The sequence below is a fragment of the Shewanella alkalitolerans genome (genome assembly GCF_019457575.1).
GTDB classification, from domain to species: Bacteria; Pseudomonadota; Gammaproteobacteria; order Enterobacterales; family Shewanellaceae; genus Shewanella; species Shewanella loihica.
The window spans coordinates 800,673-813,030 of record NZ_CP080422.1 but is presented as its reverse complement, the minus strand read 5'-3'; the positions used below and the strand labels follow the sequence as shown (position 1 = coordinate 813,030).

Below are 12,358 nucleotides of genomic sequence, written 5' to 3'. Positions count from 1 at the left end.
TCGCTCGCCCTCGTTCTCGATTCATTGCAATCCACACCTTCTTTGCTGGCATAGTTCAATACGCTTTTCCTTCCATACACCTTTCCTTCAATACATAGGGGACCTGGGCTAGTTGCTACGCTTGCCGCCCAGGATAAACAGGAAGAAGAGGCTGCCTATCACAGCCGTAATGATCCCCACCGGCAGCTCCTGATAGCTGAGCAGGCAGCGCGCCAGCACATCCACCCAGATCATAAACAGGCCGCCCACCAAGGCCGTCAGCAGCAGGGCGAAACGCCCGGGCAGCAATAGGCGCACCATGTGGGGCACCATCAGGCCGACGAAGCCGATGCCGCCACAGTTGGCCACCAGGACGGCGGTGATCAGCGAGCAGAGCAGCAGGCTGACGAGACGCAGGCGCTGCACCCGAATGCCCAGGGTGTGGGCGGTCTCATCCCCCGCCTGAATGGCGAGGATCTGCCGCTTGAGCAGCAGCAAAATGGCGCTCGCCGCCAACACCAGCAGCCAGGGCAGCCAGAGCATCTGCCAGCTCGCCTTAGCAAAGCTGCCCAGGCTCCAGAACAGCACAGAGGCGGCCGATTGCGGCCCGGAGAAATAGAGCATCAGGCTGGCCAGCGCCCCAAACAGGAAGGAGATCGCCACCCCGGAGAGCAACATGCGCTCTATCTGGGTGTTCAAATCCCGCCCGCACAGGGCCAGCACCATGAGCACCGCCAGGCTGGCGCCGATAAAGGCGCCGAGCGGCAGGCCGACACTGGCCAAAGTGCCGCCGACACCGCCCAGCAGGGTGATCACCACAACCGCCCCCAGACTGGCGCCCGATGAGATGCCAAACAGATAGGGGTCGGCCAGGGGATTGCGAGTCACCGTCTGCAACACGGCGCCCGCCAGGGCCAGGCCGAAGCCGGCGATGAAGGCCAGCAAGATGCGCGGCAGGCGCAGCTCAATCAATATTCTTGCGGTCACGCCGCCGGGATCGGCGCCGCTCAGCTTGGCCAGCAGCACCTCAAGCACCTCGGCGACGCCTATCTGCGCCGCGCCGAAACTCACCGCCAGCACAGGAGTCGCCAGGGTCAACAGTCCCAGACAGACGAAGGCCAGGTATTTCAGCGGACTATAGCCTCTTCCCAGACTCAGGCTAGCGCTCGTCATGGTTAGCCTCCTTCGCCTCAAAGGCCTGGTCACCCAGTCCATTGCCATGCTGAGCACTCTGGTCAGCATTGTGAAGGTGATAGCCATAGAAATAGTTGATCTGCGGATTGCCATGTTGGGGATGGGGCGATACCTGACAGCAGACGCCGAATACCCTGGCGATCTGCGCCTCGCTCAGCACCTGTTTGGGCGACCCCTGGGCCACGGCGTGCCCCTGATCCAGTAAGAGAAGCTGATCGCACAGGGCGCTGGCGAGGTTGAGGTCGTGAATCGAGATCACCACAGTCACCCCCAGGGCCTTGAGCAGCTCGAGGATCTGGATCTGATAGCGGATATCCAGGTGATTAGTGGGTTCATCGAGGATCAATAGCTTAGGCTGCTGCACTATGGCGCGGGCAATCAGCGCCCGCTGCTTCTCGCCCCCGGACAGGGAGGCGTAGGTCTGTCCGGCGCGCTCCTTGAGCCCCACGGTTTCCAGGGCCTGACTCACCGCCAGGCGGTCAGCCTTAGTGGTCATGGAGAAGGCGGCCTTGTGTGGCGTGAGCCCCAATGCCACCAGCTGGGCCGTGGTCATGTCGAAATGCTGAGGCGTGTCTTGCAGCACCACGGCCACCTCGCGGGCAAAGGCCCTGGCGCTCAGGCTGGCGATTGGCTGACCAAACAGTTGGATCTCGCCGCTGCTAGGGGTGAGGAAACGATAGAGGCAGCGCAGCAGGCTGGACTTGCCGGCGCCGTTGGGGCCTATGATCCCCAGCATCTTACCCTCTAGCAGATCCAGCTTGACCCCTGAGAGGATGGCGCGCTCACCGCAGCGCCAGCTGAGATCCCGTACCGACAGCGCCGGGCGCACGCAGGCGCCATCGCCGATGGCTGCACCAGCACCTGTGTCTTTACCTAAAATAGCACCGTCACTGGCGCCGTGAGACAGGAGTGATTCTGTTTGTGATGGCTGATTAGGGGCGCTCAAGGTCGCGCCCTCCGGGGAATAACGCCGAGGCGCCTTCGCCCTTGGGCCAGACTCGGCCCCGAGGTATTCTTCATCTATTGGCTCCCTCAAGTCACCCGCTTGAGATAGTGGTTAGAGAGTAGGCAGGTATCCTGACTCGTGGCGACCAGGTCGGGTTCAACTAGGTAACACACTCACAGTTGCGGGCACAGTTTGGGCTAGCGGCACAAAGCCTTCCCCAATTCCCTATTAAGTCCGAGTTATCGCCTTGGCGATCTCGACACCATACTCCCGGCGCAGGCGGTCCCTGCGCCCGGTTATTATGCTAAATTTTGCCGCCGACACAAGGCCAGACTCACTCGGCGTCATGCCAGTGCAGACGCCAGTAGCCCTCTCCCGCCTTGTCGCGATAGTGACTTATCTTGACCACACTGCCATAGTCCAGACTCAGCCGAGTATAGAAGCCTACGGCGTGCTCTACCCCCAGGGCCTTGGCCATCAGGTGACGTATCACCCCGCCATGAGTGAGCAGTAACAAGGCCTCACCACTATGCTGATGCACCAGTTGCTCAACCACCTCGTCGACACGCTGCTCGAACTCAGCCATGGGCTCCCCCTCGGGCAGTGGATTGGCCCAAGGGTCCCGCCAATAGGCGCTCAGCTCCTCGCCATGATCGGCATGCAGCTCAGGGATAGGCTGGCCATCCCAACGGCCGAAGTAGATCTCCTTGAGTCCGGCATCTAGGGCCACCTTCACCTGATTCTTAGCGGTGAGGTGCTCGGCAAATACACGGCAACGCTTGAGCGGCGAGCTGATCACCCTGTCCACCGCCTGGGGCAGCTTGGCATAGGCCAGCTGCATCTGGGCGAAGCCTATCTCTGTGAGAGGTTGATCGCTATGGCCGCGCAGCAGATTGCCGCCTTCACATTCGCCGTGGCGCATCAAATAGAGTGTCGTTTGCGTCATAACTGCAGCATTAAACCTTTAAAATCTAGAAGGTTAGCAGGATACTCTCTGGAAGTATCCCTTGGCAATGAAAGATAAATAAGGCATTGAAAAACTTTCAGATTCACCCACTATCAAGGGGAGAGCCTTTTGCCATGGGAACGCGGCTTAGCCGCCATTCTTCCTCGAAGCCAAACCAGATTTAAGCTTAGGGAAGTTGCGAATAAGTCCTCATGGTACTCTGGCTTACACAGCAATTGGCGTTCAAGGCGTCTGACGCAGGGCATGCCGGGGCCTGTCTAAGTCAGATAACGCAGAGAGCCGGTTGCTGTGAAAGCACCTAAGGGCGTGGCTTACAGGCCTATCTGCTGTGTTGTGCTTCTTACAAAGGACTTGGGCCATTTGCTGCGAACCACGCCTTGCATCTAGGTCTGTAAGCCGACGCAGAGCAGATGGGACCTGTTCGCACCTTCCCCTATACTCTTTTGACTTGCCCTGGGTATTATAAGTCGATTAGTATAGACGTCCATACGTTTATACATCCAAAATAAAAATAGCACGTCAAATCGATAGACGCGGCAGTTTAGGCAATAGGTCAGTTGAAGTAGGTGAAAGTTATGGCGACCCAATCCCCTGTTCGAAACGTAAGGCAGATTAACGACGCGATCCGCGCGCGGCTCAATAAGGAAATTTTGATCCTCGACGGCGCCATGGGCACCATGATCCAGAACCACAAGCTGGAGGAGGCCGACTTTCGCGGCGAACGCTTTGCCGATTGGCCCTGCGATCTCAAGGGTAACAACGACCTGTTGGTGCTGACCCAGCCCGAGTTAATCAAGCAGATCCACAGAGATTACCTGCTGGCGGGCGCCGACATCATAGAGACGAACACCTTCAACGCCACCCAGGTGGCCATGGCCGACTATGAGATGCAGTCGCTGTCACGGGAGATCAACCTTGAAGGCGCTCGCCTCGCCCGCGCCGCCTGTGACGAGGTGGCCGCCGAAACCGGCCGTCAATGCTATGTGGCCGGGGTGCTCGGCCCCACCAACCGCACCTGCTCTATCAGCCCAGATGTGAACGACCCTGGCTATCGCAATATCCATTTCGACGACCTGGTAGAAGCCTATATCGAGTCGACCCAGGCCCTTATCGAGGGCGGCGCCGACATCATCATGGTCGAGACCATCTTCGATACCCTCAACGCCAAGGCGGCGCTGTTTGCCATCGAAACCCTGTTCGACCAGCTGGGCCAGCGTCTGCCGGTGATGATCTCGGGCACAATTACCGATGCCTCGGGCCGCACACTCACGGGTCAAACTACAGAAGCTTTCTACAACTCGCTACGCCATGTGAAGCCACTCTCCATCGGCCTCAACTGCGCCTTGGGGCCGCAGGAGCTGCGCCCCTATGTGGAGGAGCTGTCGAAGATCGCCGAGTGTTATGTGTCGGCGCACCCCAACGCCGGCCTGCCCAACGAGTTTGGCGGCTACGATGAGACCCCGGAGCAGATGGCCGAGGTGATCGGTCCCTGGGCCGAGGAAGGCCTGCTCAACATCATAGGTGGCTGCTGCGGTACCACCCCAGACCATATCAAGGCGATCCGCGCCGCCGTCATCAAGCATAGCGCCCGCCAGCTGCCGGATCTGCCGGTGGCCTGTCGCCTGTCGGGACTGGAGCCGCTGACCATAGATGCCGATTCCCTGTTTGTGAACGTGGGCGAGCGCACCAACGTGACCGGCTCGGCCAAGTTTCTGCGCCTGATCAAGACAGGCGAATATGAAGAGGCGCTGTCGGTCGCTCGGGATCAGGTGGAAAACGGCGCCCAGATCATCGATATCAACATGGATGAGGGGATGCTGGACGGCGTCGAGGTGATGCAGAAGTTCCTCAACCTTATTGCCTCCGAGCCCGACATCAGCCGGGTACCCATCATGATCGACTCCTCCAAGTGGGAGGTGATCGAGGCCGGGCTCAAGTGCATTCAAGGTAAGGGCGTGGTGAACTCCATCTCCCTCAAGGAGGGCGAGGCCAAATTTATCGAGCAAGCCACCCTAGTGAAGCGCTACGGCGCGGCGGCCATCATCATGGCCTTCGACGAAGTTGGCCAGGCCGACACCATGGCGCGCAAGATAGAGATCTGTACCCGCGCCTATCGAGTATTGGTGGATAAGGTGGGCTTCCCGCCGGAAGATATTATCTTCGACCCCAACATCTTCGCCATCGCCACCGGCATCGACGAGCATGACAACTATGCGGTGGACTTCATCGAGGCTACGCGCGAGATCAAGCGTACCCTGCCCCATGCGATGATCTCCGGCGGCGTGTCCAACGTCTCCTTCTCCTTCCGCGGCAACAACCCGGTGCGCGAGGCGATCCACGCCGTGTTCCTCTATCACGCCATCCAGGCGGGGATGGACATGGGCATAGTCAACGCCGGGCAGCTGGCGATCTATGACGACATTGACCCTGAGCTTAAGGCCAGGGTAGAGGCCGTGGTGCAGAACCTGCCCTGCCCTGTGGAAGGGTCTAACAACACAGAACAACTGCTGGAGATCGCCGAGCAGTACCGTGGCGACGGTGCCACGGGCGCCAAGAAGGAAGATCTCGAGTGGCGCAGCTGGCCAGTCAACAAGCGGCTGGAGCACGCCCTGGTCAAGGGGATCACCGACTTTATCGACCAGGACACCGAAGAGGCGCGCCAGCTGGCCAGCCGTCCGCTGGATGTGATCGAAGGCCCGCTGATGGATGGCATGAACGTGGTCGGTGACCTGTTTGGTTCGGGCAAGATGTTCCTGCCACAGGTGGTGAAATCGGCGCGGGTGATGAAGAAGGCGGTGGCCTACCTCAACCCCTACATAGAGGCGGAAAAAGTCGAGGGCGAATCCAACGGCAAGATCCTCATGGTGACGGTTAAAGGCGACGTGCACGACATAGGCAAGAACATCGTCGGCGTGGTGCTGGCCTGTAACGGCTACGAGGTGGTGGACCTCGGCGTCATGGTGCCCGTCGAGAAGATCATAGAGGTCGCCAAGGCGGAAAATGTCGATATCATAGGCATGTCGGGGCTTATCACCCCGAGCTTGGATGAAATGGTGCACAACGTCAAAGCCTTCCACAAGGCGGGGCTGAATATTCCCTCCATCATAGGCGGCGCTACCTGCTCCAAGATCCACACGGCAGTGAAAATCGCACCCCACGCCCCCGAGGGCGCCATCTATATTGCCGACGCCTCGCGCGCCGTGCCCATGGTGGCCAAGTTGATCAATAAGGAAACCCGTCAGGCGACCATAGATGCCGCCTACGAGGAATACCGGGTGATGCGCGACAAACGTAATTCACAGGCCAAGCGCAAGCAGATCGTCTCCCTGGAGGCCGCACGGGAAAACCGCTGCCAGCAAGACTGGAACGCCCATACGCCTTTTGTCCCGAATCAACTGGGCAGACAGGTGTTTGACGACTATCCGCTGGAAGACCTGGTCGATCGCATCGACTGGACGCCATTTTTCCGCAGCTGGGAGCTACACGGCCACTTCCCCAAGATCCTCGATGACGAGGTGGTAGGCGAAGAGGCGCGCAAGCTCTATCAAGATGCCAAGGCGATGCTCAAGACCATAATCGATGAGAAGTGGCTCACGGCCAAGGCGGTCATCGGCCTCTTCCCGGCCAACACGGTCAATTATGATGATATCGAGATCTACACAGACGAGAGCCGTAGCAAGGTTGAGATGACCACTCACCATCTGCGGATGCAGATAGAACGTGTGGGCAACGACAACTTCTGTCTCGCCGACTTCGTCGCGCCGAAAGACTCTGGCGTCGCCGATTACATGGGTGGCTTCGCCGTCACCGCAGGACACGGCATCGACGAACATGTGGCCCGCTTCGAGGCCAACCATGACGACTACAGCGCCATCATGCTCAAGTGTCTGGCCGACCGTCTGGCCGAGGCCTTCGCCGAACGGATGCACGAGCGGGTGCGTAAGGAGTTCTGGGGCTATGCCGCCGACGAGAACCTGGATAACGAGGCGCTGATCCGCGAGAAATACAAGGGGATACGCCCAGCCCCAGGTTACCCCGCCTGCCCGGATCACACAGAGAAAGGTCTGCTGTGGGAGCTGCTAAAGCCCGACGAGACCATAGATCTCAAGATCACCGAGAGCTATGCCATGTTTCCGACCGCCGCCGTCTCCGGCTGGTACTTCGCCCACCCTCAGTCGCGCTACTTCGGCGTGACCAATATCGGCCGGGATCAGGTGGAGGACTACGCCAAACGTAAGGGAATGAGTGTCGAGGAGACAGAGCGCTGGTTGGCGCCAGTACTCGATTATGATGTTTAACGGGAAGTGATCTGGAGTCATCACATAGACTCCTTGTGATTGTTTAAACTTCGTTTGAACTTGAGTCCAGAGGCTTCGCCTCACTAACTCATGCGGCCTTGCGGCCTTATAACGTCGTGGGTCTTCAACCCACACCCGACCAAAAGGGGAAAAGCGCCTGTTCCCCTTTTGGAAATCCCTCGGCGCCCCAGACGAAGTTGTTTGCCCTCATACTCCAATGAAAATCGCCTAACGACTCGGATGGGACTCCTGTCCCCCCGAGTCTTGGCCATCGTCCATGATGGCCACACGGCATTTTCATCTGCGTATTTCGGCAACTTCGATGGGGACTTGTTGTAGCATCTAACCTATTCTGAAGGGTCAGTCACCCTGGTCATTGATCGCTAACAAGATACCTTTTTGTGCTAAATACCTTTCAAGAACAATGAAGGGGGTCGCCACGACTAGAGCATAAACTACAGAATTTAGAAGACTTTGAGTAATGATGCCCAAAAACGAGCTGGGATACAGGCTAGAACATATTAGCCCAGATAAAATGATGCTCACCATAGCAATATAAAATGCTAGCCCTATGCTGGTCAGCCTTTTGCTCTCTGGTCCTTTAGCCATAAAACCTTCCTATTTAATACCTACTCATCACCTTACAGGTAAATGAATCCATATAGATACAACTCAACACTTAATGCAAAACAGGAAAAGAACAGCTTATAGAAATTCAAGGCTTAAGTCAGGTTTCGGTCAGGCAGAGCTTCATTACTCCATACGACCTTATGGCCGAAATAAGTCGTGAGTCTTCAACCCATACCCAGGCAAAAGGGAATGATAGTAGCCAACATAGAAATCGGTACCCAAAAATAAGTTAAAACCTCCACAAGTAGAATTTTAAAACTAATTTCTCTCTAAAGGGTACCTTAAATTGACATCTTTAGTTTCTACTTCTCTAGCCCCTTGTCTTTTATCATAAAAATACCAGACATTAAATTTCCGTTCAGTTGGTTTAGTATCATAACCTAATGAGTCCCATCCCAAATAGCTTGCTATATTAGAGGCAACTTTTAACTTTGCTGGCGAACTGGCCTTACCTTGAAAGGCACTCATAACTGCTCCCAAAATAAAATCAGCTATTTGAATATGTTCTGAATCTTTAGAGTCTTTAGTCACCACTGAAGTAATAGGCAATTTTCCACCAAAATCATTTCTCAGCATATTATTAGCAACCTTATGGAAAGCCTCATCAGCCTTTTGATATCTCGATGGAAGTGGATCAACTTCTACTCTAAACTCACATACTCTATTTGGGTGTGCTTTTTGAATTGCTTTAACTTTAACCTCTATTAATTTAGTAAAATGCTTTCGCATCGCTAAATCATAGTCTCCATCATGAAAAGTCTTATCAACCAATCCCTTTCTAATAATGATGCAATGAAAGGCTAACCATTGATGTTTGAAAAACATGTCAATAAGATCTTCATAAAAATTAGCTACATCTTTTTTATGAGCTTTCTGCCATTTTATTTCATTGTAATAACTGTGTAATTCCCTCAGTTCTCTAACCTTCCTAATAAAGTCACCACGCCTTTGATATTTCATCCAGAGAGAACCAAAACCATAGTATTTCTGGCCATCCACTCCAGACTCATCGCAAGCCACATGCCATATTAACTTTCCACTTTGCATCTACTCCATCCTTAGAATCACTGAAACATAGAAGAAAAAAGAAGGTCAAATGCCGTCCTTTTTATAGACTCCACAACTGTTTAAAATACATACACAATAGAAACAAGTCTAGCGCTTTCAATGCATACTTTTGTCTTTCAATATCAACTATAACAAATAGTTAAGTAACACCTGAATTAACAAAAAATAAGATACGGTTGTGGCTACAATAAATCCCATCGAAGTTGCCGACGACTGCATGGATGCAGGAGTTAGGGCGAAGCAGGATGCCAGAGCCGGGATGCGCAAATGAAAATGCCGTGTAGCCATCATGGACGATGGCTAAGGCTCGGGGGGACAGGAGTCCCATCCGAGTCGTTAGGCTATTTTCATTGGAGTATGAGGCTCCTAACCAATGCATGTAACTTCGTCAGGGGCGGCAAGGGGAGATGCAAGAGGGGGATTGCTGGAGATCCCCCTCTTGCCCGGGTGTGGGATGGAATCCCACGACTTTCTTCGGTCACTAGACCGACTCACCTCATAACAATGGGATGGAATCCCACGATGTTAAATTAATATCCAAACAAAGTTTGAACCAATACATAAGAAAGCCGTGAGGCATCGCCTCCCAAAGGGAAAGAAATAACCCCACGACTTACAACGGTCATCAGACCGACACTCCCCTGTTATCTATCTATATTCATCACCTTGACCCAGGCGGCGACGAAATCATCGACAAACTTCTGCTTTGAGGTATCGAAGGCATAAACCTCGGCGACCGCGCGCAGTTCAGAGTTAGAGCCGAAGATGAGGTCCACCGAGGTGGCGGTCCATTTAGGTTTGCCGCTGCTGCGATCCAGTCCCTGATAGATGCCATCGACATCTGACTTCTGCCACAGGGTCGACATGTCTAACAGGTTGACGAAGAAGTCATTGTTAAGCGTGCCGGGACGTTGGGTCAACACCCCATGCTTCGCCCCTTGATAGTTGGCATCGAGGGCGCGCAGGCCACCGACTAACACTGTCATCTCGGGCACAGTCAGATCCAGCTGGTCGGCCTTATCCACCAGCATCTCTGTAGGCGACTTATAGCTGTGGTTTACGTCGAAGTAGTTTCTAAAGCCATCGGCATGCAGCTCCAGCAGGCTAAAGGAGTTTTCGTCCGTCTGTGCCTGTGTGGCATCACCTCGTCCTGGGGTGAAAGGCACGGCGACCTCGAACCCCGCCTGCTTGGCGGCCTGCTCTAGGGCGCTCGCCCCCGCGAGTACGATAAGATCGGCCAAGGAAACCTGACGCTTGCCGGCGCCCTTATTAAAGTCGGCGCGAATCGCCTCCAACGTCTTAAGCACCTTGGCGGTTTCGGCTGGGTTGTTCACCGCCCAATCCTTCTGTGGAGCCAAGGCGATACGAGCACCATTGGCGCCGCCACGCATATCTGATTGACGATAGCTGGCCGCCGACGCCCAGGCCAGGCGCACGCGCTCGGCAACGCTCAGCCCAGACTTGCTGATGGCTTTTTTAAGCTGCTTGATATCACCGGCGCTGAGACGGGACTGGGTCTTATCATCGATTGGGTCTTGCCAGATGAAGCTGCCCTGAGGCACCTCTTTACCGAGGAAGTTCCGGGCAGGCCCCATGTCTCTATGGGTCAACTTGTACCAGGCCTTGGCAAAGGCCAGACGATACTCTTCCGGGTCGGCCAGGAAGCGCTCGGCGATCTTTCGATACTCGGGGTCATACTTGAGCGCGAGATCCGCCGTGGTCATCACGGGCGCATGAAACTTACCTTTGACATGAGCATCGGGCACGGCCTTGTGCACCGACTCGTCGGTTGGGATCCACTGGATCGCACCGGCAGGACTGCGGGTCTGCTGCCAGTCGTAGGTCAGCAGGTTACTCAGATAGAGCGAGGTCCACTTAGTCGGCGCCTGAGTCCAGGCCCCTTCCAGGCCACTGGTGATGGTATCTTCTGAGTGGCCCTTGCCACACTTGTTGTGCCAGCCCAGCCCCTGAGCTTCGATGCCTGCCGCGGCAGGTTCTGCCCCCAGGCAATCTTTCGGCTTGTGGGCGCCGTGCATCTTACCGAAGGTATGACCGCCGGCGATAAGTGCCAGAGTTTCCTCATCATTCATCGCCATGCGAGAGAAGGCTGTGCGGATATTCTTGGCCGAACCTAGCGGATCTGGCACCCCTTTCGGGCCTTCCGGATTGACATAGATAAGTCCCATGTGGGTGGCGCCTAACGGCCTTTGCAGCTTGCCATCTCTGTCTTCACGATCGCTGGCGAGCATCTCGACCTCCGGTCCCCAGTAGACCATGTCTGGCTCCCAGTCGTCGTTACGACCACCGGCAAAACCAAATGTCTTAAATCCCATGTTTTCCAGGGCGACGTTGCCCGCAAGCACGATTAAATCTGACCAGGAGAGCGCCTCGCCATATTTCTGCTTCACCGGCCAGAGCAGGCGGCGCGCCTTGTCCAGGCTGGCGTTATCGGGCCAACTGTTTAACGGCTCGAATCTCTGCTGACCGCCACCGGCGCCACCACGACCATCCAAGGTGCGATAGGTACCTGCGCTGTGCCAGGTCATGCGGATGAAGAAGGGACCATAGTTGCCGTAGTCGGCTGGCCACCAATCCTGCGATTGGGTGAGTAGCTGGTCGATATCGGCTTTTACCTGGTCGAGATCCAGCGAGTTGAAGGCCTTGGCGTAGTCGAAACTCTCATCGTAGGGATTGGAGCGGGAGTCGTGATCCCGCAGCGGGGAAAGATCCAATTGATCGGGCCACCAAAACTGTTTGCTCTTGGGTTGAAACGCTTTGGCGGTGCCAGTGGCAGTAGCCCCTTTGGGCTTAGTCATCTGTGCGGATTCTTGCTCATCGGCGACGGCAGGGTTAAACACCAACAAGGCACTCACTAACGCCGCGAGCGTTTGCTTGTTTACTGTTTTACCTTTCATGGTTAGCTTCCTTCAGGTTAATTACGCTTCGCCGAGGCGAAGCCTGTTGTCAGCCCAGAGTGGATTTCGCCAAGCCGCAAAAAACAAAAAAGAGACAGCAAGCGGCAAGGCTAAATTTCCAGGGCATTATTTAGTCATCAGGAATATATTAGAAGCAAGATGCTAAAAGCATATATCGAATAAAAACGATTATCTTAATCGAAAATAATTAGACCTTTTTAGTGGCGAAAATCACAGTTCTGACCATAGCCCGACAAACCTCTGCCCCACACCGCCTCGAAAAGATCGGCACAACCATCTCAGCGAAGGTACTAGCAACAACAATACAGGTCGTGGCTACAACAAATCCCCATCGAAGTTG

At 55.3% G+C, this 12,358-nt stretch carries 7 protein-coding genes and 1 riboswitch; of the genes, 1 reads left to right on the top strand and 6 read right to left on the bottom strand.

The features are described 5' to 3' along the window. Positions 1–108 precede the first annotated feature (108 nt). The 3 genes from K0J45_RS03645 to K0J45_RS03635 form a co-directional block, all read right to left on the bottom strand. Complete coding sequence (locus K0J45_RS03645) at positions 109–1,152, bottom strand: FecCD family ABC transporter permease (protein ID WP_220044290.1); 1,044 nt, start codon at positions 1,150–1,152, stop codon at positions 109–111. Continuing rightward, a complete protein-coding gene (locus tag K0J45_RS03640) occupies positions 1,139–2,119 on the bottom strand; it encodes an ABC transporter ATP-binding protein (RefSeq protein WP_220044289.1) in 981 nt (326 codons plus the stop codon). The genes K0J45_RS03645 and K0J45_RS03640 overlap by 14 nt, the downstream gene beginning before the upstream one ends. A 104-nt stretch (positions 2,120–2,223) precedes the next feature. After that, positions 2,224–2,402: riboswitch (cobalamin riboswitch) on the bottom strand. 51 nt (positions 2,403–2,453) lie between these two features. Next, a complete protein-coding gene (locus K0J45_RS03635) occupies positions 2,454–3,065 on the bottom strand; it encodes a histidine phosphatase family protein (RefSeq protein ID WP_220044288.1) in 612 nt (203 codons plus the stop codon). A gap of 596 nt (positions 3,066–3,661) precedes the next feature. On the opposite strand from K0J45_RS03635, the gene metH reads away from it, so the two are divergent. Further along, positions 3,662–7,384, top strand: a complete 3,723-nt coding sequence (gene metH, locus K0J45_RS03630; protein ID WP_220044287.1) for a methionine synthase — start codon at positions 3,662–3,664, stop codon at positions 7,382–7,384. Positions 7,385–7,744: 360 nt separating this feature from the next. Here the strand turns inward: metH and K0J45_RS03625 are convergent, their stop codons facing one another. The 3 genes from K0J45_RS03625 to katG form a co-directional block, all read right to left on the bottom strand. Further along, positions 7,745–7,993, bottom strand: coding sequence for a hypothetical protein (locus K0J45_RS03625; protein WP_220044286.1), 249 nt, complete (start codon positions 7,991–7,993; stop codon positions 7,745–7,747). Positions 7,994–8,272: 279 nt separating this feature from the next. Then, positions 8,273–9,061 carry a DUF3800 domain-containing protein gene (locus tag K0J45_RS03620; protein WP_220044285.1) on the bottom strand — a complete coding sequence of 263 codons (789 nt, stop codon included), beginning with the start codon at positions 9,059–9,061 and terminating at the stop codon, positions 8,273–8,275. Between the two features lie 665 nt (positions 9,062–9,726). Next, positions 9,727–11,997: a catalase/peroxidase HPI gene (gene katG, locus K0J45_RS03615; RefSeq protein WP_286670308.1), complete on the bottom strand. Its 2,271-nt coding sequence runs from the start codon at positions 11,995–11,997 to the stop codon at positions 9,727–9,729. Between the last annotated feature and the right edge of the window lie 361 nt (positions 11,998–12,358).

Excerpts from the sequence above, each read along its gene's own strand:
- K0J45_RS03620 (WP_220044285.1), bottom strand. The coding sequence starts at position 9,061 with ATGCAAAGTGGAAAGTTAATATGGCATGTGGCTTGCGATGAGTCTGGA.
- K0J45_RS03625 (WP_220044286.1), bottom strand. The coding sequence starts at position 7,993 with ATGGCTAAAGGACCAGAGAGCAAAAGGCTGACCAGCATAGGGCTAGCA.
- K0J45_RS03635 (WP_220044288.1), bottom strand. The coding sequence starts at position 3,065 with ATGACGCAAACGACACTCTATTTGATGCGCCACGGCGAATGTGAAGGC.
- metH (WP_220044287.1), top strand. The coding sequence starts at position 3,662 with ATGGCGACCCAATCCCCTGTTCGAAACGTAAGGCAGATTAACGACGCG.
- katG (WP_286670308.1), bottom strand. The coding sequence starts at position 11,997 with ATGAAAGGTAAAACAGTAAACAAGCAAACGCTCGCGGCGTTAGTGAGT.
- K0J45_RS03645 (WP_220044290.1), bottom strand. The coding sequence starts at position 1,152 with ATGACGAGCGCTAGCCTGAGTCTGGGAAGAGGCTATAGTCCGCTGAAA.